This window comes from Streptomyces sp. DSM 40750, assembly GCF_024612035.1.
Lineage (GTDB): Bacteria > Actinomycetota > Actinomycetes > Streptomycetales > Streptomycetaceae > Streptomyces.
The window spans coordinates 5,883,166-5,904,681 of record NZ_CP102513.1; the positions used below are offsets into that span (position 1 = coordinate 5,883,166).

A 21,516-nucleotide genomic window follows, 5' to 3' on the forward strand; every position below is an offset into this window, starting at 1 on the left:
AACTGCGCGACCAGCCGCAACAGGCCCGCAGCCGCCCCACGCCCTGAGCGACTGCTTACGCCTCGCGCCGAACTTCCACCACCCGGAAGCGATTGGCCACGAACGCCCCATCACACAGCGCGGCATTCGCGGCAGGGTTCCCGCCCGACCCGTGGAAGTCGGAGAACGCCGCGGTCTGGTTCACGTAGACCCCGCCCGTGAGGTTCAGCGACAACTGCGCGCACTCCTCCAGGCAGGCCTCCTCGACGGCCTCGGCCACCTCACCGGAGGTGGTGTACGCGCCGACGGTCATCGCGCCCTTGTCGCTGATGGTCCGGCGGAGCAACTCCACCGCGTCCGCGGCCGAGTCGACGGCGACGGCGAACGACACGGGCCCGAAGCACTCGCTCATGTACGCGGCCTCGTCGTCGGTCCGCTCCCAGTACTTCCGCGCGCCGTCGAGCTTCACGATCACCGGCGTACGGACGACCGCGTCCGGGAAGTCGGGGTTGCTGATCTCCCGTGAGGCGAGGGCGACTTCGCCGAATGACGCGGCGGCTTCGAGGCGGGCCTTGACGTCGGGGTTCACGATCGCGCCGAGCAGGGCGTTCGCGCGGGCGTCGTCGCCCAGCAGGCCGCCGACCGACTTGGCGAGGTCGGCGACGACCTCGTCGTAGGACTTGGGGCCTTCGTCGGTGGTGATGCCGTCGCGGGGGATGAGCAGGTTCTGCGGTGTGGTGCACATCTGGCCGCTGTAGAGGGACAGGGAGAAGGCCAGGTTGGAGAGCATGCCCTTGTAGTTGTCGGTGGAGTCGACGAGCACCGTGTTGACGCCGGCCTTCTCCGTGTAGACCTCCGCCTGGCGGGCGTTGGCCTCCAGCCAGTCGCCGAACGAGGTGGATCCGGTGTAGTCGATGATGCGGATCTCGGGGCGGGTGGCCAGGTTCTTGGCGATGCCTTCGCCGGGGTGTTCGGCGGCCAGTGCGACCAGGTTGGGGTCGAAGCCGGCTTCGGTGAGGACCTCGCGGGCGACCTGGACGGTGAGGGCGAGCGGCAGGACCGCGCGCGGGTGGGGCTTGACGAGGACCGCGTTGCCGGTGGCGAGGGAGGCGAACAGGCCCGGGTAGCCGTTCCATGTCGGGAAGGTGTTGCAGCCGATGACCAGGGCGATGCCGCGCGGGACGGGCGTGAACCGCTTGGTGAGCGCGAGCGGGTCGCGCTTGCCCTGGGGCTTGGTCCACTCGGCGCTGTCGGGGGTGCGGACCTGCTCCGCGTACGCGTACGCCACCGCTTCCAGGCCGCGGTCCTGGGCGTGTGGGCCGCCTGCCTGGAAGGCCATCATGAAGGCTTGGCCGCTGGTGTGCATGACGGCGTGGGCGAACTCGTGGGTGCGGTCGCTGATCCGCTTGAGGATCTCCAGGCACACCGCCGCGCGCGCCTGAGCGCCCGCGTCGCGCCACGCGCGCTGGCCGGCCTTCATGGCGGGCAGCAGCGTGTCGATGTCGGCGTGCGGGTAGGTGACGCCCAGTTCGATGCCGTACGGGGAGATCTCGCCGCCGACCCAGTCGTCGGTGCCGGGCTGGCCGAGGTCGAGGCGGGTGCCGAGGAGGGCGTCGAAGGCGGCCTTGCCCTCGGCCATGCCCAGGCTGCCGTTCTCGCCGTACGCCTTGGGGTGCTCGGGGTGGGGCGACCAGTACGCGCGTGTGCGGATCGTCTCCAGCGCCTGGTCGAGGGTGGGCCGGTGCTTGGCGATCAAGGTGTGCGCGGACGGTTCGGCGGCCATGCTTGACCAACTCCTCACGTCAGGGGCTCTTCTTTGAGCTCTGACCTGGGCAGGAACAGGCGGACAGAGTTAGAGTAACCGAACGATCGGTCGGGACAAGGGGGTCCGCCTCATCTGTGGACAACCCCGTGCGGGAGGATCGCGCACATGACAGCACTCGACCTCAGCAGCCCCGTGGCCGTCGTCGGCACCGGCACCATGGGCCAGGGCATCGCCCAGGTCGCGCTGGTAGCGGGCCACCCCGTACGACTGTTCGACGTCGTCCCTGGTCGCGCACAGGAGGCGGCCGAGGCGATCGGCGCGCGGCTCGACCGGCTCGTCGCGAAGGACCGCCTGAGCGGCGCCGACCGGGACGCCGCGCGCGCTCGGCTGCACGCCGCGGAGAGCCTCGCCGACCTCGCGGACTGTGCCCTGGTCGTCGAGGCGGTCCTGGAGCGGCTGGACGTCAAGCAGGAGCTGTTCCGCGCGCTGGAGGACGTCGTCGGCGAAGACTGTCTGCTCGCCACCAACACCTCCTCGCTGTCCGTCACGGCCATCGCCGGCGCCCTGCGCAACCCGGGCCGTTGCGTGGGCCTGCACTTCTTCAACCCGGCGCCGCTGCTGCCCCTCGTCGAGGTCGTCTCCGGGTTCGCGACCGATTTCGGGTCGGCCACGCGCGCGTACGAGACGGCCCGCGCCTGGGGCAAGACGCCGGTCGCCTGCGCGGACACCCCCGGCTTCATCGTCAACCGCCTCGCACGGCCGTTCTACGCCGAGGCCTTCGCGGTGTACGAGGCGCAGGCGGCCGAGCCCGTCACCATCGACGCGATCCTGCGTGAGTGCGGCGGGTTCAAGATGGGCGCGTTCGAACTGACCGACCTCATTGGGCAGGACGTCAACGAGTCCGTCACCCACTCCGTGTGGCAGGCCTTCTTCCAGGATGTGCGCTTCACGCCCTCGCTGGCCCAGCGGCGGCTCGTGGAGTCCGGCCGGCTCGGCCGGAAGACGGGGCAGGGCTGGTACGAGTACGGGGACGGTGCCGAGCGGCCGGAGCCGCACACCGCCGAGCCGGTCGCGGCGCCCGCGTACGTCGTCGCCGAGGGGGACCTCGGCCCCGCCTCCGAACTGCTCGCGCTGATCCGGGAGGCGGGCATCGCCGTCCGTGAGGACGAGGAGGACCACGGCACCCGGATCGTCCTGCCGGGCGGCGGTCAGCTGGCCCTCGCGGACGGCCAGACCTCCGTGGAGTTCCGGGACGTCGTCTACTTCGACCTCGCGCTCGACTACCGCAGGGCCACTCGGATCGCCCTGTCCGCCTCCCAGGACACCTCCCAGCAGACCCTCCACGAGGCCACCGGGCTCTTCCAGGCGCTCGGCAAGGACGTCAGCGTCATCGGGGACGCTCCCGGCATGATCGTCGCCCGTACGGTGGCCCGGATCGTCGACCTCGCGCACGACGCGGTGGCCAAGGGTGTGGCCACCGAGGAGGACATCGACACGGCGATGCGCCTGGGCGTCAACTACCCGCTAGGGCCCTTCGAATGGAGCCGCAGGCTGGGCCGCAACTGGGCGTACGCCCTCCTGGACGACCTGCACCTGCGCGACCCCTCCGGGCGCTACGCGCCGTCCCTCGCGCTGTACCGCCACGCCTACGCCTCCGACAAGCGGGAGGGCACCTCCTCATGACCACCGCCAAGCGCGACACGTACACCCCGGAGACCCTGCTCTCCGTCGCCGTCCGGGTCTTCAACGAGCGCGGCTACGACGGCACCTCCATGGAGCACCTCTCCAAGGCGGCCGGTATCTCCAAGTCGTCGATATACCACCACGTCGCGGGTAAGGAGGAGCTGTTGCGCCGGGCCGTCAGCCGGGCGCTGGACGGTCTCTTCGGGATCCTCGACGAGGAACCCGCGCGCGTGGGACGTGCGGTGGAGCGGCTGGAGCACGTCGTCCGGCGCATGGTCGAGGTGCTTCTCAACGAACTGCCGTACGTGACGCTGCTGCTGCGTGTGCGCGGCAACACCGACACCGAGCGCTGGGCCCTGGAGCGGCGCCGCGACTTCGACCACCAGGTCGCCGAGCTGCTGAAGGCCGCGGCCGCCGACGGCGACGTTCGCGGTGACGTGGAGGTGCGGCTCGCGACCCGGCTCGTCTTCGGGATGATCAACTCGATCGTGGAGTGGTACCGGCCGGACGGGCGGGGCATGGGCGAGCGGGAAGTGTCCGACGCGGTGGCGCACCTGGTCTTCACGGGTCTGCGCGCCCCGGACTGATCGGTCCCCTCCGAGGGGCCAGGGCCAGGGTCTGGGCCTGAGCCTGGAGCTCGGGAGTTGATCAGCCCTCCGGTTCCACGTCCTCCTCCTCGAACACGAGCAGCGTGCGCGTACTGAGCACCTCCGGGATGGCCTGGAGCTTGGTGAGGACGACCTCGCGCAGGGCCCGGTTGTCCGAGGTGTGCACCAGCAGCAGGACGTCGTAGTCGCCGCCCACCAGCGCGATGTGGGCGGCCCCGGACAGCTGGCGCAGCTGCTCGCGGACCGTGCGCCAGGAGTTCTGCACGATTTTGAGGGTGACGTAGGCGGACGTGCCTTTTCCGGCGCGCTCGTGGTTCACGCGCGCCCCGAAGCCGCGGATCACGCCGTCCTCGATGAGGCGGTTGATACGGGCGTAGGCGTTGGCGCGGGAGACGTGGACTCGTTCGGCGACGGACCGTATCGAGGCGCGGCCGTCGGCCCGGAGCATGCGCAGGATGTCCTGATCTATGGCGTCCAGCGGTCTAGGGGGCGGCAGGGCCGGGCCGTGCTCCGGCGGCTCGGCCATTTGTTCAGGTGCCATGTGCCCCCGCCTCCCTACCATGGACGTACTGCGTTCATTGCAGGCTGTGCAGAACCGTTTGTCCACAGCCTGAGGGTGCCTGTAGCCAAAATGCGTCAGCGACCGAACAATCGGTAGGTGAGACGCGTCACAACCGTGCCGCGTCCCAGAAGCCACTCCCACGAGGAGGTGCCGTATGACGGTCATGGAGCAGCGGGGCGCGTACCGCCCGACACCGCCGCCCGCCTGGCAGCCCCGCACGGACCCCGCGCCGCTGCTGCCCGACGCGCTGCCGTACCGCGTGCTCGGCACCGACGCGGCGGCCGACGCCGACCCCGCGCTGCTGCGCCGGCTCTACGCCGAGCTGGTGCGCGGCCGCCGCTACAACGCGCAGGCCACGGCCCTGACGAAGCAGGGCAGGCTCGCCGTCTACCCCTCCAGCACCGGCCAGGAGGCCTGCGAGGTCGCCGCCGCGCTGGTCCTTCAGGAGCGCGACTGGCTCTTCCCGAGCTACCGCGACACGCTCGCCGCCGTCGCCCGCGGCCTCGACCCGGTGCAGGCGCTCACGCTGCTGCGCGGCGACTGGCACACCGGCTACGACCCGCACGAGCACCGCATCGCGCCCCTGTGCACTCCGCTCGCCACCCAGCTCCCGCACGCCGTGGGCCTCGCGCACGCCGCCCGTCTCAAGGGCGACGACGTGGTCGCGCTCGCCCTGGTCGGTGACGGCGGCACCAGCGAGGGCGACTTCCACGAGGCGCTCAACTTCGCCGCCGTCTGGCAGGCCCCGGTCGTCTTTCTCGTTCAGAACAACGGCTTCGCGATCTCCGTCCCGCTCGCCAAGCAGACCGCCGCCCCGTCGCTGGCCCACAAGGCCGTCGGCTACGGGATGCCGGGCCGCCTGGTCGACGGCAACGACGTGGCGGCCGTGCACCAGGTGCTCGCCGAAGCCGTGGCCCACGCGCGCGCGGGCGGCGGTCCCACGCTGGTCGAGGCGGTGACCTACCGCATCGATGCCCACACCAACGCCGACGACGCGACCCGCTACCGCGGCGACGCCGAGGTCGAGACCTGGCGCGCGCACGACCCGATCGCGCTCCTGGAGCACGAGCTGACCGAACGCGGACTCCTCGACGAGGACGGGATCCGGGCCGCCCGCGACGCCGCCGAGACCATGGCCGCCGATCTGCGCGAGCGCATGAACCAGGACCCGGTGCTCGATCCCTTGGACCTCTTCGCCCATGTGTACGCCGAGCCCACCCCCCAACTGCGCGAGCAGGAGGCCCTGCTCAGGGCCGAGCTGGAGGCGGAGCAAGAAGGGGCGCACCAATGACCACCGTCGCGCTCAAGCCCGCCACCATGGCGCAGGCGCTCACCCGTGCCCTGCGCGACGCCATGACCGCCGACCCCGCCGTGCACGTCATGGGTGAGGACGTCGGCAGCCTCGGCGGTGTCTTCCGGATCACCGACGGGCTCGCCAAGGAGTTCGGCGAGGACCGGGTCACCGACACCCCGCTAGCCGAGGCGGGCATCCTCGGCACGGCCGTCGGCATGGCCATGTACGGGCTCCGGCCGGTCGTGGAGATGCAGTTCGACGCGTTCGCCTACCCGGCGTTCGAGCAGCTCATCAGCCATGTCGCCCGCATGCGCAACCGCACGCGCGGCGCCATGCCGCTGCCGATCACCATCCGTGTCCCGTACGGCGGCGGCATCGGCGGCGTCGAGCACCACAGCGACTCCTCCGAGGCGTACTACATGGCGACTCCCGGGCTCCATGTCGTCACGCCCGCCACCGTCGCCGACGCCTACGGCCTGCTGCGCGCCGCCATCGCCTCCGACGACCCGGTCGTCTTCCTGGAACCCAAGCGCCTGTACTGGTCCAAGGACTCCTGGAACCCCGAGGAACCCCGGACCGTCGAGCCGATCGGCCGCGCGGTCGTGCGCCGCGTCGGCCGCAGCGCCACGCTCCTCACCTACGGCCCGTCCGTGCCCGTCTGCCTGGAGGCCGCCGAGGCGGCCACGGCCGAGGGCTGGGACCTCGAAGTCGTCGACCTGCGCTCCCTGGTGCCCTTCGACGACGAGACGGTCGCCGCGTCGGTACGGCGGACCGGACGCGCGGTCGTCGTCCACGAGTCCGGCTCCTACGGCGGCCCGGGCGGCGAGATCGCGGCGCGGGTCACCGAGCGCTGCTTCCACCATCTGGAGGCGCCCGTGCTGCGCGTCGCCGGGTTCGACATCCCCTACCCGCCGCCGATGCTGGAGCGCCACCATCTGCCCGGCGTCGACCGGATCCTGGACGCTGTGGGGCGTCTGCAGTGGGAGGCGGAGAACTGATGGCCCAGGTGCTGGAGTTCAAGCTGCCCGACCTCGGCGAGGGACTCACCGAGGCCGAGATCGTCCGCTGGCTGGTCCAGGTCGGGGACGTCGTCGCGATCGACCAGCCGGTCGTCGAGGTCGAGACGGCCAAGGCGATGGTCGAGGTCCCCTGCCCCTACGGCGGCGTCGTCACCGCCCGCTTCGGCGAGGAGGGCACGGAACTGCCCGTCGGGGCCCCGCTGTTGACCGTCGCCGTGGGCGCGCCCGCCTCCGGAGTCACCGCCGACGAGGGCTCCGGGAACGTGCTGGTCGGATACGGCACGGGAGCGCCTCCGGCGCGGCGCAGGCGGGTACGGCCGGGGGAGCCCGTCCGGTCCGCGACATCCGCGGTACGGGCCGCGGCCGTCGAGACCGCGGGCGCGCCGGTCGCCGCCCCCGAACGACCGGACGGACCCGTGCCGGTCATCTCCCCGCTCGTCCGCCGACTCGCCCGCGAGAACGGCCTGGACCTGCGGACGTTGCACGGCTCGGGCCCCGAGGGGCTGATCATGCGGGCGGATGTGGAGCACGCGGTGCGGACCGCCACGACCTCCATGCAGGCGCCGCAGACCGTGACCGCGCAGCCCGTCGCCGCGCCTGTCGCGCAGCCCGCGCCCGCTGAGACCCCCTCCGGCACCCGCATCCCCCTCCGCGGCATCCGAGGCGCTGTCGCCGACAAGCTCTCCCGCAGCCGGCGCGAGATCCCGGACGCCACCTGCTGGGTGGACGCCGACGCCACGGAACTCATGAACGCCCGTACGGCCATGAACGCGGCCGGCGGCCCCAAGATCTCCCTTCTCGCACTGCTCGCCCGGATCTGCACCGCCGCCCTGGCCCGCTTCCCGGAGCTCAACTCGACGGTCGACATGGAGGCCCGCGAGGTCGTACGGCTCGACCAGGTGCACCTCGGGTTCGCCGCGCAGACCGAACGGGGGCTGGTCGTGCCCGTCGTGCGGGACGCCCATGCCAGGGACACGGAGTCGCTCAGCGCCGAGTTCGCCCGGCTGACCGAGGCGGCGCGGACGGGGACGCTGACGCCCGGCCAGCTGACCGGCGGGACCTTCACGTTGAACAACTACGGCGTCTTCGGCGTCGACGGCTCCACGCCGATCATCAACCACCCCGAGGCCGCCATGCTCGGCGTCGGCCGTATCGTCCCCAGGCCCTGGGTTCACCAGGGTGAGCTGGCGGTACGGAAGGTCGTCCAGCTCTCGCTCACCTTCGACCACCGGGTGTGCGACGGCGGCACGGCGGGCGGCTTCCTGCGGTACGTGGCGGACTGTGTCGAACAGCCGGCGGTGCTGTTGCGCACGCTCTGATCACCGGCTTCGCCTGTCGGCGATCACTGGCCTTGATCACCGGCATGCCCGTCGACACCGATCGCGCTCCGCCACCGGCCCTCACCCGGCCGTGATTGCGCGGCCTCCCCCGCGTTCCCTGTGATCGTGAAGGCACGCATACTCGGGGGGTGACCGCGTACGAGCCCCCGGGCGGCCCCGGTACCGAGGCGTTCGACGCCGTCGTGCTCGCCGGCGGCGCCGCCCGGCGGCTCGGCGGCGCCGACAAACCCGCCGTGCGCGTGGGCGGACGGGCCCTGCTCGACCGAGTGCTCGCCGCCTGCGCCGGGGCCGGGACGACCGTCGTCGTCGCCGACACCCGCCCCACCGCGCGGCCCGTGCGGTGGGCCCGCGAGGAACCCCCCGGCGGCGGACCCCTCGCCGCACTGGACGCCGGACTCCGGCACACCACCGCGCCGTACGTCGTCGTCCTCTCCGCCGACCTGCCGTTCCTGGACGAGGAGACGGTACGGCGACTGCTCGACGCACTCAGGGCCGACGACGCCGAGCCGCAGGACGCCCCCGTCGACGACGCCGACGGCGCCCTCACACCCGGCGGCGACGAAGACAGGACCCCGCCCGCTCGCGCCGACGGAGTCCTCGTCACCGACCCCGACGGCCGTGACCAGCCCCTCGTGGCCGTCTACCGGGCCGAGGTCCTGCGCCATGAGCTCTCACGGCTCGCCGTCGAGCACGACGGACTGACCGGGCTCCCCCTGCGGCGGCTGACCGCCGCGCTGCGCCTCACCCGCATCACCGACCCCGTCGCGTCCTTCGACTGCGACACCTGGGACGACATCGCCGCCGCCCGCGCACGGATCAGGGAGCATGGCCACGTGTTGGATGAATGGATTTCCGCAGTCAAGGACGAGTTGGGGATCGACCTCGACGTCGACATCACCGAGCTGCTCGACCTCGCCCGTGACGCCGCCCACAACGTGGCCCGGCCCGCCGCCCCGCTGACCACGTTCCTCGTCGGCTACGCCGCCGCCAAGGCCGGCGGAGGCCCCGAGGCCGTCACCGAGGCTGCCCGCAAGGCTTCCGCCCTGGCCCTGAGATGGGCCGCCGAGGACACCCCCGACGCCAAACCGGACGCCGGCACCGGCACCGGCCCGGACACCGCCCCGGATGCCGGATGACCGCCCAGGACGCCGAGGAACTCGACGTGGAGGAGGCGCTGGCCGTGGCCAACGACAGGGTGGCCAGGGGGCCGGGAGAGCCCCGCTCGTCCCGCGAAACCCCTACGACCGGTCAGGCCGGCGCGCACCGGGCCGAGGACGACTCCCACCACCGGGCCAAGGACGACTCCCACCACCAGGCCGTCTCCTGGCCGGAGGCCCGGGTCGTCGCGGAACGCGCCGCTCGCTCGGCCGGACGCCGGGTCCCCGTGTCCGTCACCGTCGACAACTCCCTCGGCCTTGTCCTCGCCGCCCCTCTCACCGCGCTCACCGACCTCCCCTCCTTCGACGCCTCCGCGATGGACGGCTGGGCGGTCGCGGGCCCCGGCCCTTGGGACGTGCGGGAGGACGGTGTGCTGGCAGGGCACGCCGAGCCCGGGCGGCTCACGGACGGGGAGGCGGTCCGGATCGCCACCGGCGCACGCATCCCGCCCGACACGACCGCCGTCCTGCGCAGCGAGCACGGCCGCACCGACGACAAGGGACGGCTGCACGCGACCCGGGACCTGGCGCACGGGCAGGACGTCCGCCCACGCGGCCAGGAGTGTCGCAACGGCGACCAGCTGCTGCCGCTCGGCACGCAGATCACCCCGGCCGCGCTCGGGCTCGCGGCAGCCGCCGGGTACGACACATTGAGCGTGCTCCCCCGCCCGCGCGTCGAACTGCTCGTCCTGGGCGACGAACTGCTCACCGAGGGGCTGCCGCGTGAAGGCCTGATCCGGGACGCCCTCGGCCCGATGCTGCCGTCCTGGCTCCGGGCACTCGGCGCCGAGGTCACCGCCGTACGCGGCCTCGGGGACGATGCCGACGCCCTGTACCGGGCCGTGAAGAAGTCCTCCGCCGACCTCATCGTCACCACGGGCGGCACGGCTTCCGGGCCCGTCGACCACGTGCACCCCACCCTGCGGCGCGTCGGCGCGGAACTCCTCGTCAACGGCGTGAAGGTGCGTCCGGGCCACCCCATGCTGCTGGCCCGCATCAAGCAGAACCAGCACCTCGTGGGCCTGCCCGGAAACCCCCTGGCCGCCGTGTCAGGGCTGTTCACGCTTGCCGAGCCCCTGCTGCGGACCCTTGCCGGACGCGCTGCCCCGGAGCCGTACACGATGCCCCTGCGGGAGGCGGTGCACGGGCACCCGTACGACACCCGGCTCATCCCGGTCGCCCTGCGTGGCGACGACGCCGTGCCGCTGCACTACAACGGTCCCGCTATGCTCCGCGGCATCGCCACCGCCGATGCCCTTGCCGTCGTACCGCCCGGCGGCGCCCGCCCCGGCCAGGAGTTGGAACTGCTCGACCTGCCCTGGGCGACAGCGGGGATCCAGGTGTGTTTCACGTGAAACCTCCGTATGCCCAACCGGCCTTGCGGATCACGCCGTTTCACGTGAAACAGTGGGCCGACAGGGGCGAAGTACAGCCAGGGGATGTACGTCGAAACGGGGAGTGTTTCACGTGAAACTGCCGGGCCATGACGTCATCGCCCGCAACGCGGACGAACGTCTCGTGACCCACCAGGTGAAACTGCCGAGACGAGAGGTCGAACGCCCGATCCGCCAGGTCGGCAAACGGCTGGCGATGGCGCTGTTCGTGCTGGTCTCCACTGGGTTCATCGTCTACGCCGACCACGGGGGCTACAACGACAACTCGGACGGTGCCGTCGATCTGCTCGACGCGTTCTACTACGCGACCGTCACCCTCTCCACCACCGGGTACGGCGACATCACCCCGGTCAGTGATGCCGCTCGGCTCACCAACATCTTCGTGATCACGCCACTGCGTGTGCTGTTCCTGATCATCCTGGTCGGCACCACGCTGGAGGTCCTCACGGAGCGCACACGCGAGGAATGGCGACTGAAACGCTGGAGGACGGCCTTGAGAGAGCACACCGTTGTCGTCGGTTTCGGGACGAAGGGGCGCTCGGCGATCCAGACCGTCTGTGCGACGGGGCTGAAGAAGGAACAGGTCGTCGTCGTGGACCCCAGCTCCAAGGTCATCGACGCCGCGACGGCCGACGGGTACACGGGGGTCGTCGGGGACGCGACGCGCAGTGATGTGCTGTTGCAGGCCGAGGCGCACAAGGCGCGGCAGATCATCATCTCGACCGCGCGGGACGACACCGCCGTACTGGTCGCGCTGACCGCCCGCCAGCTCAACCGCGGGGCGAAGATCGTGGCCGCCGTACGCGAGGAGGAGAACGCGCCGCTGCTGAAGCAGTCCGGGGCCGACGTCGTGATCACCAGCGCCAGCGCGGCCGGACGGCTCCTCGGGCTCTCCGTGCTCAGCCCCGCCGCCGGCATGGTCATGGAGGACCTCATCCAGCAGGGCAGCGGGCTCGACATCGTCGAACGGCCGGTCATAAAGGCCGAGGTGGGACGCAGCGTACGGGAGACGGAGGATCTGGTGGTCAGCGTGCTGCGTGGACATCGTGTGCTCGGGTACGACGATCGGTCCGTCGGCGCACTCCAGTTGACGGACCGGCTCATCACCATCGTCCGCGCCACACCGAGCACGAAGGTGACCCCCGAGACCAAGCACCTGCCGTAGCGGGAACGAGAGGGCGCCCCCGGGGACGTGAGCCCCCCCCCCGGGGGCGCCTGCGTATCTCGATCGCTACTTGCGGTTGTACAGGCGCATCGTGATCGGGCCGAAGACCAGCACGAACAGGGCGGACCAGCCCAGCGTCCAGGCGATCTCCGCAGTCGGCCACTCGCCCGCCATCAACTCGCGGACCGCCGAGGCCAGATGCGTGACCGGGCTGTTGTTGACGAACGCCTGGAGCCAGCCCGGCATGGTGCTCGGGTCGACGAAGACGTTGGACAGGAAGGTCAGCGGGAAGATCACCATCATGCTGACGCCCATCACGGACTTCTCGGTGCGCAGCATGAGGCCGAACATCGTCCAGATCCACGAGAACGCGAACGAGAAGACGATGAGCAGCGCGACCCCGGCGACCACGCCCACCACCCCGCCGTCCGGGCGGTAGCCGAGAATCATGCCGACGCTGAGCATCACCACGGAGGCGATCGCGTAGCGCAGGGCGTCGCCCAGCAGATAGCCGACCATCACCGACGGCCGCCAGATCGGCAGCGAACGGAACCGGTCGAAGACGCCCTTCTCGATGTCCGTGTTGACCGAGACGCCCGTGTACATCGTGATCATCACGACCGACATCACCAGGATGCCCGGCAGCAGGAACTGGATGTACTCCTTCGGGGAGCCGGCCAGGGCGCCGCCGAAGAGGTACGTGTACATCAGCACCATCATGATCGGGAACGCGGTGACGTCGAAGAGCTGCTCCGGCACGTGTTTGATCTTGAGTATGGCCCGCCAGCCGAAGGTCAGCGACGCCGACAGGGCGCTGGGCCGCTGCGGCCGCTCCTTGGCGATGAGCAGCGCGGCGAGCGACTCGGCGCTGACGGGGGCGAGTTCCTTGTTCTCGGTGGTGGTCGCGGTGCTCATGCCGCCGCCTCGTCCTTCGTCTCGTGGGTGGCGTCGGCCGGCGCGGCCGATGCCCTGGTGTCGTGTCCGGTGAGGGCGAGGAACACCTCGTCCAGGCTGGGCTGACCCAGCGAGAAGTTGTCGACGGTGATGCCGGTGCGGGCCAGCTCGGCGAGCGCCCGGGCGGCCGCCTCGGCGGCACCCTGTCCGTTGGCGGACCCCGCGCCGACGCGTGCCGTCAGCGCCACCGGGTCCGGCTCGCGCTGCACCTCGGCGTCGAGGGCGAGCCGCAGCACCTCCTCGGCCTGCGGCCGCTGGGCCGCCTCGCGCAGCCGCAGATGGACGGAACCGGCGCCCACGGACGCCTTCAGCTCCCCCTTCGTACCCTCCGCGATGACCTTGCCCTGGTCGATGACGGCGATCCGGGACGCCAGCTGGTCCGCCTCGTCCAGATACTGCGTGGTCAGCAGCACCGTCGTGCCCTGGGCGACCACCGCGCGCACGATGTCCCACACCTGGTTGCGGCTGCGCGGGTCCAGGCCGGTCGTCGGCTCGTCCAGGAACAGCAGATCGGGGGTGTTGAGGATGGACGCGGCGATGTCGATACGACGCCGCATGCCGCCCGAGTAGTGCTTGACCTGCTTCCCGGCCGCCTCGCTCAGCCCGAAGGCCTCCAGCAGCTGCTCGGCACGATGCCGTGCCGCCCGCTTGTCGTGGCCGAGGAGCCGGGCGAGCAGCACCAGGTTCTCGGTGCCGGTCAGGTCCTCGTCCACGGAGGCGTACTGCCCGGTCAGGCTCACGCGGCCGCGTACCTCGTCGGCCTCCCGGACGACGTCGTGACCGAAGACGTGCGCCTCGCCGCCGTCGGGCCGCAGCAGGGTGGCGAGCATCTTCACCGTGGTCGTCTTTCCGGCGCCGTTCGGGCCGAGGACGCCATAGACCGTGCCGGCCGGCACGGCCAGGTCGACGCCGTCGACGGCCCGGGTCTCGCCGAAGGTCTTCACCAGACCCGCGGTCTCGATCGCGAGGCCGGACGTCTGTGCGCTCATGTCTGGGATCCTTCCGCGTGCGGGGCCCGTGTCCGGGGCTACGCAAAGGGAGACCACCGGCACCGCCGAAACTCATCGGTCGCCGCGCGGGAAAACACGACTGCTCCGGCATCGGGGCGAAGCGCGTCGGCGAGAACCCGTGCGGCCATGGCGTCTCCACGGTCTCTCCGACGGCGACCGATTGCACCTCATTTAGGACCAAGGGGGCAGGAGGATCGGACCACGGACCCAGGCCGACCGGGACCGGGGGTACAGGCCACCGGGACCGGGGACTCGGTGCGGAGGCCGAGGGGTAGCGTCCCCCTCATGCATGCGATCACGATTCCCGAACCCGGTGGACCCGAGGCGCTGGTGTGGGACGAGGTCCCCGATCCGGTGCCCGGCGAGGGCGAAGTACTCATCGAGGTGGCGGCGAGCGCGGTGAACCGCGCCGACCTGCTCCAGCGGCAGGGCTTCTACGACCCACCGCCCGGCGCCTCCCCCCACCCCGGCCTGGAGTGCTCCGGACGGATCGCGGAGATCGGCCCCGGGGTGTCCGGGTGGAGCGTCGGCGACGAGGTGTGCGCGCTGCTCTCGGGCGGCGGCTACGCGGAGAAGGTCGTCGCCCCGGCCGGCCAGCTGCTGCCCGTGCCCTCCGGCCTCGACCTCAACCGGGCCGCCGCGCTGCCCGAGGTGACCTGCACGGTCTGGTCGAACGTCTTCATGATCGCCCACCTGCGGCCCGGCGAGACGCTCCTCGTGCACGGCGGCTCCAGCGGCATCGGCACGATGGCCATCCAGCTCGCGAAGGCCGTGGGTGCGAAGGTCGCCGTCACGGCGGGCACCAAGGAGAAACTCGACCAGTGCGCCGCCCTGGGCGCGGACATCCTGATCAACTACCGCGAGCAGGACTTCGTCGAGGAGGTCCGGAAGGCCACCGACGGCAAGGGCGCGGATGTCATCCTCGACAACATGGGCGCCAAGTACCTCGACCGCAACGTCCGGGTCCTCGCCGTCAACGGCCGTCTCGCGATCATCGGCATGCAGGGCGGCATCAAGGGCGAGCTGAACATCGGTGCCCTCCTCGCCAAGCGCGCCGCGATCAGCGCGACCTCGCTGCGCGCCCGCCCCCTGGAGGAGAAGACCACCATCGTCGCCGCCGTACGCGAACATGTGTGGCCGCTGCTCGCCGGCGGCCACGTACGCCCGGTCGTCGACCGCGAGATCCCCATGAACGACGCGGCCACGGCTCACCGGGTCCTGGAGGAGAGCGGCCACATCGGCAAGGTGCTCCTCGTCGTGCCGTAGCCGGCCGCAACGCCGCAGGGGAGCCGCCTGGGCGCGTACGCGTGGCCGCGACCGGTGCGGCGGCCGCGCAGGGGCCGCTGGAACACCGCAGGAGGCGCGCTGGGCCCCCGCTCAGTCCCGCCGTATCCGCAGTCCCACGAAGGCCAGCCCGAGGCCCAGGCCCATCAGCATGAGGCCGGTGCCGAGGGCGAGGGCCCGCAGGACGGGCTCCTCGGCGGTCTCGGTGCCGGTCCCGTGCGGGGCGGCGGGAACGGGCAGAGCGGCGTGCTGTGAGGGCTCGGGGGCGACGCCGACGTCCGGGCCGTCCGGTGCCGCTCCGGGCTCCTCCGAGGCCGCGTACGCGCCGTCCTCCGGTTCCACGGGGCCGGCGTCCTGGCGCCCCGGTCGCTCCCGCCCCTCGCCGGCCCGGCTGCCGGCCCAGGAGGTGGCGGGGTCGGGCTCGGCGGCGTACCCGGCCGTCACGGCGCCCGTCACCAGGATCACGAGCAACCCCGTGACGAGGACCAGTCCCGTCACGCGTACCGAGCGGAGCCAAGGAGCCACGCCCTCAGACTCACACGCCACCCTCGCCCCGGCATCTCGGATCCCGGCTGCCCTCGGCCCACCGACGATCACCCCGACACCCCACCGAGCAGGCGGAACCCGGTCCGCCGTGGGAGAACAGCGTGTACGTGAACGGCGGATCACCCTGCGTCGGGGGCACCACGATGATGAGGTGTACGTGTGCGAGAGAATGGCGGCATGGAGATGCCGAGGAACGAACGGTCGCCCGAACAGCCCCAGATCCTGGTCGTGGGCCAGGACGGCATGGCGGTGGGCGGCGGCGGAGGAGACGATGACTCCCGCGAGGTCCCGGTGACGGAGATGGTGGAACAGCCGGCCAAGGTCATGCGCATCGGCAGCATGATCAAACAGCTGCTCGAAGAGGTGCGGGTGGCGCCCCTCGACGAGGCCAGCCGGGCCCGGCTGAAGGAGATCCACGCCAGCTCGGTCAAGGAACTGGAGGACGGCCTGGCGCCCGAGCTGGTCGAGGAGTTGGAGCGGCTTTCGCTGCCCTTCACGGACGAGGCGATCCCCAGCGACGCGGAACTGCGCATCGCGCAGGCCCAGTTGGTCGGCTGGCTCGAAGGCCTCTTCCACGGGATCCAGACGACGCTGTTCGCCCAGCAGATGGCCGCCCGGGCACAGCTGGAGCAGATGCGCCGCGCGCTGCCGCCCGGCGTCGGCGGCCACGAGGGCGACGACGACCCGCGCACGCTCGGCCGCTCGGGCGGCCCGTACCTCTAGGCCTCCGGCCGACCCCCCACCACCGTACGTACGCAAAGGGCCCGGCACGCGAAAGTGCCGGGCCCTTCCTACGACCGGGGGACCGAGGGCCCCGGGCGTCAGGCCGGGTTGCCCGTCGACACCTTGAGGATGATCGACGGCATGTCCTTGGGGTCGACGTCCTCGTCGGCCGTCGGGTACTGCTCCATGACGGTGCCCTCGCCGTACGTGTTCTCGTCGACGTCCTGGGTGTCGTACTGCCAGCCCGCCGCCTGGAGGCACTTCTTCACCGAGTCGATGTTCTTGAAGGTGAAGTCCGGCAGTTCGATCTTCGCGGGGTCGTTGTACGACTCCGTGGGTTCCGTGCACTCGGTCGAATCGATGACCTTCGACGTGTCCGGGCCCTTGTGCCCCTCGACCACGCTCGGCGAGGCCGACGTGGTCGAGCCGTCGTCCCCGCCCTCGGACTCCGTGCCGGTGTTCAGGCTGAGCGCCGTGATCAGGCCGCCGATCGCGACGAGCGACACGACGATCGCGCCCACGATGACGCCCTTGTTGCTCTTGCCGCCCCCCGAACGCCCCGCCGAGAGCGACGACTGCTGGGGTGCGACGTTGTACGGCGGCGGGGTGGCCGAGCCCTGCTGGGGCGCGTACGCGGCGGTCTGCGGCGGCGTCTGGTAGCCGCCCTGCTGCGGGTAGCCGTAGGACGGAGCGGGCGCGGGCGTCGGCGGACCGTACCCGCCCGTCGCGTGCGGCTGGTACGGCGTCTGGACGCTGCCCGACTGCGGTGCGCCGGTGTGGTCGATCGGCGGGAAGACGGCGGAGGAGACCCCGGCGCCGCTGGACGTCTGCGCGCCCGGCACGATGCTCGGCGCGACGGGCTGGAGGGACGCGGCGACCCGCAGGCACTCGTCGCGCATCGCCTCGGCGCTCGGGAACCGCTCGTTCGGGTTCTTCTTCAGCGCGCGGGCGACGATGGCGTCCACGGCCGGCGGCAGCGAACGGTTGATCGAGGACGGAGCGACCGGCTCCTCCTGGACGTGCGCATACGCTATGGCCAGCGGCGAGTCCGCCTCGAACGGCAGTCGTCCGGTGGTGAGTTGGAACAGCATGATGCCGACCGAGTACAGGTCGGAGCGCGCGTCCACACCGCGGCCGAGAGCCTGCTCGGGCGAGAGGTACTGGGGGGTGCCGACGACCATGCCGGTCTGCGTCATCGACGTGACGCCGGACTGCATGGCGCGGGCGATGCCGAAGTCCATGACCTTCACGACGTTGCGCTTGGTCATCATCACGTTGCCCGGCTTGATGTCCCGGTGGACCAGGCCCATCTCGTGGCTGATCTCCAGTGCCGCCAGAACGTCCGCGGTGATCTTCAGAGCCTTGTCGGCAGGCATCGCGCCGAGCTGCGTGACGTCCGCGTCCAGCACCGAACCGAGGGGCTTGCCCTCGATGTACTCCATGACGATGTACGGCGTCGTCATGCCGTCCATCTCGTCCTCGCCGGTGTCGAAGACCGAGACGATGTTCGTGTGGGTGAGCTTTGCGACGGCCTGTGCCTCACGGCGGAAGCGCTCACGGAAGGCTTGTTCGCGCCCCAGCTCGGTGTGGAGTGTCTTGACCGCGACCTGTCGGTCGAGCACCGAGTCGTACGCGAGATGGACGGAGGCCATGCCGCCCTCGCCGAGCAGGTCACGCAGCTGATAGCGCCCGCCGGCTAGCGACCGCCCCGCGTACCGGCCCTGTGCGCCGTCCTGGCTCATCTTCCTGCGTCCCCCATCGGCGCGCGCGAAAGCTGCTGGAGTTGCTCCCGCGATCGGTGATCCTGGTGATCCTTTGTGCTATTCCCGGCCAAGTCTGCCCCAGGGCACTGACACGTCAAGCGCGGTGCCCGATCCGTGACCGTACGCGAAAGAAGCGTCGCGGAAGCGTTACAGGGGGCGTACGCCCGGTACACAGAACTTGCACGAGTGAGCGCGCTGCGGGTTTCATGGCCGATCGACCTTTTGAATCCACCGCGAACCCGTCCAGAACCCGTCGCGCATCCAACTCGGACCGGCCTGTTGCATGAAGGCTGTAGCGTGGCCGACGGTGACCGTAACAAGAACCGCGCGGACCGCGGGCAGAAACGACGGCGAGGACTGATGGCACAGCAGCAGCGCTCTCAGGGCCCGTCCGACCCCGAGGCGACTGGCGGCGGCATGTCAGACGCGCCGGAGTTGTGGGGCAACGGCGGGCTTGTCGGTGACGGCCGGTACCGGATGACCCACAGACTCGGCCGGGGCGGCATGGCCGAGGTGTTCGCGGCCGAGGACGTGCGCCTCGGCCGTACGGTCGCGGTCAAACTGCTCCGTTCCGACCTCGCCGAAGACCCCATTTCCAAGGCCCGCTTCACGCGTGAGGCCCAGGCGGTGGCCGGTCTCAACCACCACTCGATCGTGGCGGTCTACGACTCCGGTGAAGATGTCGTGAACGGCACCCCGGTGCCGTACATCGTCATGGAGCTGGTCGAGGGCCGCACCATCCGCGACCTGCTGATCAACGCGGAGGCGCCGGGACCCGAGCAGGCGCTGATCATCGTCTCGGGTGTTCTCGAAGCGCTCGCGTACTCGCACCAGCACGGCATCGTGCACCGCGACATCAAGCCGGCCAACGTCATCATCACCCACAGCGGTGCGGTGAAGGTGATGGACTTCGGTATCGCGCGTGCCCTGCACGGTGCGCAGTCGACGATGACGCAGACCGGCATGGTCATGGGTACGCCCCAGTACCTCTCCCCGGAGCAGGCGCTCGGCAAGGCCGTCGACCACCGCTCCGACCTGTACGCCACCGGCTGCCTGCTCTACGAACTCCTCGCGCTCAGGCCGCCGTTCATCGGCGAGACCCCGCTCTCGGTGGTCTACCAGCATGTCCAGGACATCCCGGTGCCGCCCTCCGAGGTCTCGGACGGGGCGGCGCCGCCGGAGCTCGACGGCCTCGTCGTGCGCTCCCTCGCCAAGGAGCCGGACGACCGGTTCCAGACGGCCGAGGAGATGCGCGGCCTCGTCCAGTACGGCCTGCAGATGCTGTACGACCAGGGCGGCCACACCGGCACCTGGAACACCGGGCCCGTCGCCATGCACGAGGGTAGGAACACGCCGCCGGGCGGCATGTCCGGTACGGCGGTCATGCCGCACCCCGGGGGACCGGGCACCTCGCAGATCCCGCAGCCGATCCTGCCCGGGTACGGCGGCGGGCGGGGCGACGACGGTGGTTTCGAGGGGAACGGCAACCGGGGCAGCGGCCGCGGCAAGCTGTGGATCCTCGCCGTACTCGCGGTGATCGCCATCGCGGCGGGTGTCGCGCTGGCGCTGAACAACAAGGGCGGGACCCCCGGCGACACCGATACCACCAAGTCGCCGACGGCCTCCACGTCCACCAAGGACAAGGACGCCAGCGAGACGCCCAGCGACGAGGCGACCGAGGACCCCACGCACGAGAGCACCAGTTCGGGTGAAGGCGGCGGCTACACACCGTCGTACACGCAGTCCCCGACCTACAGCCAGTCGCCGACGCAGAGTCAGCCCACGGAGGAGCCGACGGAGGAGGAGACGACGACGGAGGAGGCGACGCCTTCGGAGCCGGAGTCGCCGCCCGCTTCGACGCCCGACGACGGCAGTGGCGGCGGCACCGGCTTGCCGGGCGGCATCGACGGCGACGAGGGATAGCGGGCCGAGGCCGAGGAGTAGTGGGCCGAGGCCTCGTGGCGCGGCCCTCACCCTGCTCACTCCACGAACGCCTCGCGCACCGCGTCGTACTCCCGCGTCCACCACACCACCAGCGCCGAGGCCGCCGGGAACTGCGGATCGGCACGGGTGTCGCCCCGCTCGTAGTGCCAGCGCAGCATCCAGAAGTCGTTGAGCCGCTCCCACCACACACGGTGCACGGCGGCCGCGAGTTCCGCCGGGGCGGCGCCCGCGGCGCGGCGGTACGCGCGCGCGTAGGACCGCACTTTCGCCAGGTCGAGGGCGCCGACCGGACGCACGAAGAAGATCACCGCCGCTCGGACCGCCTCCTCCGCGCGCGGCTGCACGCCGAGCCGGTCCCAGTCGAGGATCGCGGCGGGCACGTCCGGAACGTCGTCCCGGTAGAGCACGTTGAACGGGTGGAAGTCACCGTGCACCCACCCCACCGAACCGCCCCTGGGCGGCCGCCGCTGCGCATGCCGCTCCAGCAGCTCCCGCCGTTCCAGCAGCCGGTGCCGGGCGAGCGCGTCGAAGGCGTCGGCCGGCCGACGACGGCGTACCCGGTCTAGCAGGCCGTCGATGAGGGCGAAGGTGCCGACGGGATCCGCGCTCTCGGACCCTTCGGCCCCCGCGATCGCCGCGTGGCCTTCGGCGGGGGCCTTGGCGGGCGTCCCTCCCCGGGCCTGCCGCTGGGCCGGGATGAGCCGTCTCCGACGCACCGGCTCCCGCACCCGTACCACCGCCTCGTGCACCGCCATCACCCGCTCCAGAGACGCGTGTACGACGCCCAGCAGCGCACCCAGGCGGGCGCACTGCCCGGTGGTGAGCTGGCCGCCGTGCCGATGGCGCCCCTCGATCCACGGGTGCAGGGCGTAGGCGTGGCCGCCGACGACCGCGACCGTACGTCCGTCGCGGCCGGCGAGCGGCGGGGCCACGGGAACGCCGAGGTCGGCGAGGCGCTGGGTGGCCCGGTGCTGGCGGACGATCGCGGCCGGATCGGCGGTCTCGGGGTCGAAGTGGTGCTTGAGGAAGTACCGGCCGCGGGTGGTGGAGAGCCGGTAGCCGCGGTTGAGCAGCCCCTCGTCGACGGGTTCACAGGTCAGGGCGGATCCGGCGGCGTACTGCTCCAGCAGGGGGCCCAGAGGGGGCGCATGATGCACAGGGGGTGGTACAGATGAGCGCGGCACGCGCCAGATGTTAGGGCACGCGCCGAACCGCTGACCTCAGGCTTGTCACAGACAGTCGTTACCGATCACAGAGTGCATAGACCCGAACTGCGGCTCGACGCACAGATATATGCCCTGAATTCGCCGTCTCCCCGGATGGAGC

Annotated in this window: 18 protein-coding genes; 11 read left to right on the forward strand and 7 right to left on the reverse strand. The window is 71.3% G+C overall.

Annotated elements, in window-relative coordinates:
• Window positions 1-55: 55 nt before the first annotated feature.
• Window positions 56-1,762: a phenylacetic acid degradation protein PaaN gene (gene paaN, locus JIX55_RS26320; RefSeq protein WP_257565731.1), complete on the reverse strand. Its 1,707-nt coding sequence runs from the start codon at window positions 1,760-1,762 to the stop codon at window positions 56-58.
• Window positions 1,763-1,909: 147 nt separating this feature from the next.
• Between paaN and JIX55_RS26325 the strand changes: the two genes are divergently transcribed.
• On the forward strand, window positions 1,910-3,427 hold the full coding sequence (locus tag JIX55_RS26325; protein ID WP_257565732.1) for a 3-hydroxyacyl-CoA dehydrogenase: 1,518 nt from the start codon (window positions 1,910-1,912) through the stop codon (window positions 3,425-3,427).
• Window positions 3,424-4,014 (forward strand): TetR/AcrR family transcriptional regulator, encoded by a 591-nt coding sequence (locus JIX55_RS26330; RefSeq protein ID WP_257565733.1) that lies wholly within the window; start codon window positions 3,424-3,426, stop codon window positions 4,012-4,014. Before JIX55_RS26325 ends, JIX55_RS26330 begins: the two co-directional genes overlap by 4 nt.
• A 61-nt stretch (window positions 4,015-4,075) precedes the next feature.
• On the opposite strand, the gene JIX55_RS26335 is transcribed toward JIX55_RS26330, so the two are convergent.
• Entirely contained in the window at window positions 4,076-4,561 is a 486-nt protein-coding gene (locus JIX55_RS26335) for an Lrp/AsnC family transcriptional regulator (RefSeq protein ID WP_257569492.1), read from the reverse strand.
• Window positions 4,562-4,751: 190 nt separating this feature from the next.
• On the opposite strand from JIX55_RS26335, the gene pdhA reads away from it, so the two are divergent.
• The 6 genes from pdhA (at window position 4,752) to JIX55_RS26365 (ending at window position 11,966) form a co-directional block, all read left to right on the forward strand.
• Window positions 4,752-5,888, forward strand: coding sequence for a pyruvate dehydrogenase (acetyl-transferring) E1 component subunit alpha (gene pdhA / locus JIX55_RS26340; RefSeq protein WP_257565734.1), 1,137 nt, complete (start codon window positions 4,752-4,754; stop codon window positions 5,886-5,888).
• On the forward strand, window positions 5,885-6,889 hold the full coding sequence (locus JIX55_RS26345) for an alpha-ketoacid dehydrogenase subunit beta (RefSeq protein ID WP_257565735.1): 1,005 nt from the start codon (window positions 5,885-5,887) through the stop codon (window positions 6,887-6,889). The genes pdhA and JIX55_RS26345 overlap by 4 nt, the downstream gene beginning before the upstream one ends.
• The gene (locus JIX55_RS26350) at window positions 6,889-8,229 is read left to right on the forward strand and encodes a dihydrolipoamide acetyltransferase family protein (RefSeq protein ID WP_257565736.1); all 1,341 of its coding nucleotides are present in this window, start codon (window positions 6,889-6,891) and stop codon (window positions 8,227-8,229) included. The genes JIX55_RS26345 and JIX55_RS26350 overlap by 1 nt, the downstream gene beginning before the upstream one ends.
• Window positions 8,230-8,378: 149 nt before the next feature.
• Window positions 8,379-9,386, forward strand: a complete 1,008-nt coding sequence (locus JIX55_RS26355) for a molybdenum cofactor guanylyltransferase (RefSeq protein ID WP_257565737.1) — start codon at window positions 8,379-8,381, stop codon at window positions 9,384-9,386.
• On the forward strand, window positions 9,383-10,762 hold the full coding sequence (locus JIX55_RS26360) for a molybdopterin molybdotransferase MoeA (protein WP_257565738.1): 1,380 nt from the start codon (window positions 9,383-9,385) through the stop codon (window positions 10,760-10,762). The genes JIX55_RS26355 and JIX55_RS26360 overlap by 4 nt, the downstream gene beginning before the upstream one ends.
• Before the next feature lie 103 nt (window positions 10,763-10,865).
• Window positions 10,866-11,966, forward strand: a complete 1,101-nt coding sequence (locus tag JIX55_RS26365) for a potassium channel family protein (protein ID WP_257565739.1) — start codon at window positions 10,866-10,868, stop codon at window positions 11,964-11,966.
• 66 nt (window positions 11,967-12,032) lie between these two features.
• On the opposite strand, the gene JIX55_RS26370 is transcribed toward JIX55_RS26365, so the two are convergent.
• A complete protein-coding gene (locus tag JIX55_RS26370) occupies window positions 12,033-12,881 on the reverse strand; it encodes an ABC transporter permease (RefSeq protein WP_257565740.1) in 849 nt (282 codons plus the stop codon).
• Entirely contained in the window at window positions 12,878-13,909 is a 1,032-nt protein-coding gene (locus tag JIX55_RS26375) for an ATP-binding cassette domain-containing protein (protein WP_257565741.1), read from the reverse strand. The genes JIX55_RS26370 and JIX55_RS26375 overlap by 4 nt, the downstream gene beginning before the upstream one ends.
• 306 nt (window positions 13,910-14,215) lie before the next feature.
• On the opposite strand from JIX55_RS26375, the gene JIX55_RS26380 reads away from it, so the two are divergent.
• Window positions 14,216-15,196: an NAD(P)H-quinone oxidoreductase gene (locus JIX55_RS26380; protein WP_257565742.1), complete on the forward strand. Its 981-nt coding sequence runs from the start codon at window positions 14,216-14,218 to the stop codon at window positions 15,194-15,196.
• Between the two features lie 111 nt (window positions 15,197-15,307).
• Here the strand turns inward: JIX55_RS26380 and JIX55_RS26385 are convergent, their stop codons facing one another.
• Entirely contained in the window at window positions 15,308-15,712 is a 405-nt protein-coding gene (locus JIX55_RS26385; RefSeq protein WP_257565743.1) for a hypothetical protein, read from the reverse strand.
• Between the two features lie 225 nt (window positions 15,713-15,937).
• Here JIX55_RS26385 and JIX55_RS26390 point away from each other — a divergent pair, with 225 nt between their 5' ends.
• Entirely contained in the window at window positions 15,938-16,483 is a 546-nt protein-coding gene (locus JIX55_RS26390; RefSeq protein ID WP_257565744.1) for a bacterial proteasome activator family protein, read from the forward strand.
• Window positions 16,484-16,581: 98 nt separating this feature from the next.
• Here JIX55_RS26390 and JIX55_RS26395 read toward each other — a convergent pair whose 3' ends face one another.
• Window positions 16,582-18,225, reverse strand: coding sequence for a protein kinase domain-containing protein (locus tag JIX55_RS26395; protein WP_257565745.1), 1,644 nt, complete (start codon window positions 18,223-18,225; stop codon window positions 16,582-16,584).
• Between the two features lie 381 nt (window positions 18,226-18,606).
• Between JIX55_RS26395 and JIX55_RS26400 the strand changes: the two genes are divergently transcribed.
• Complete coding sequence (locus tag JIX55_RS26400) at window positions 18,607-20,169, forward strand: protein kinase domain-containing protein (protein WP_257565746.1); 1,563 nt, start codon at window positions 18,607-18,609, stop codon at window positions 20,167-20,169.
• 56 nt (window positions 20,170-20,225) lie between these two features.
• On the opposite strand, the gene JIX55_RS26405 is transcribed toward JIX55_RS26400, so the two are convergent.
• Entirely contained in the window at window positions 20,226-21,347 is a 1,122-nt protein-coding gene (locus JIX55_RS26405) for a phosphotransferase (protein WP_257565747.1), read from the reverse strand.
• Window positions 21,348-21,516: the final 169 nt, after the last annotated feature.

Bases quoted from the DNA above. Each gene is read 5' to 3' on its own strand.
- paaN (WP_257565731.1), bottom strand. From the start codon at position 1,762: ATGGCCGCCGAACCGTCCGCGCACACCTTGATCGCCAAGCACCGGCCC.
- JIX55_RS26325 (WP_257565732.1), top strand. From the start codon at position 1,910: ATGACAGCACTCGACCTCAGCAGCCCCGTGGCCGTCGTCGGCACCGGC.
- JIX55_RS26330 (WP_257565733.1), top strand. From the start codon at position 3,424: ATGACCACCGCCAAGCGCGACACGTACACCCCGGAGACCCTGCTCTCC.
- JIX55_RS26335 (WP_257569492.1), bottom strand. From the start codon at position 4,561: ATGGCCGAGCCGCCGGAGCACGGCCCGGCCCTGCCGCCCCCTAGACCG.
- pdhA (WP_257565734.1), top strand. From the start codon at position 4,752: ATGACGGTCATGGAGCAGCGGGGCGCGTACCGCCCGACACCGCCGCCC.
- JIX55_RS26345 (WP_257565735.1), top strand. From the start codon at position 5,885: ATGACCACCGTCGCGCTCAAGCCCGCCACCATGGCGCAGGCGCTCACC.
- JIX55_RS26350 (WP_257565736.1), top strand. From the start codon at position 6,889: ATGGCCCAGGTGCTGGAGTTCAAGCTGCCCGACCTCGGCGAGGGACTC.
- JIX55_RS26360 (WP_257565738.1), top strand. From the start codon at position 9,383: ATGACCGCCCAGGACGCCGAGGAACTCGACGTGGAGGAGGCGCTGGCC.
- JIX55_RS26370 (WP_257565740.1), bottom strand. From the start codon at position 12,881: ATGAGCACCGCGACCACCACCGAGAACAAGGAACTCGCCCCCGTCAGC.
- JIX55_RS26375 (WP_257565741.1), bottom strand. From the start codon at position 13,909: ATGAGCGCACAGACGTCCGGCCTCGCGATCGAGACCGCGGGTCTGGTG.
- JIX55_RS26380 (WP_257565742.1), top strand. From the start codon at position 14,216: ATGCATGCGATCACGATTCCCGAACCCGGTGGACCCGAGGCGCTGGTG.
- JIX55_RS26390 (WP_257565744.1), top strand. From the start codon at position 15,938: ATGGAGATGCCGAGGAACGAACGGTCGCCCGAACAGCCCCAGATCCTG.
- JIX55_RS26395 (WP_257565745.1), bottom strand. From the start codon at position 18,225: ATGAGCCAGGACGGCGCACAGGGCCGGTACGCGGGGCGGTCGCTAGCC.
- JIX55_RS26400 (WP_257565746.1), top strand. From the start codon at position 18,607: ATGGCACAGCAGCAGCGCTCTCAGGGCCCGTCCGACCCCGAGGCGACT.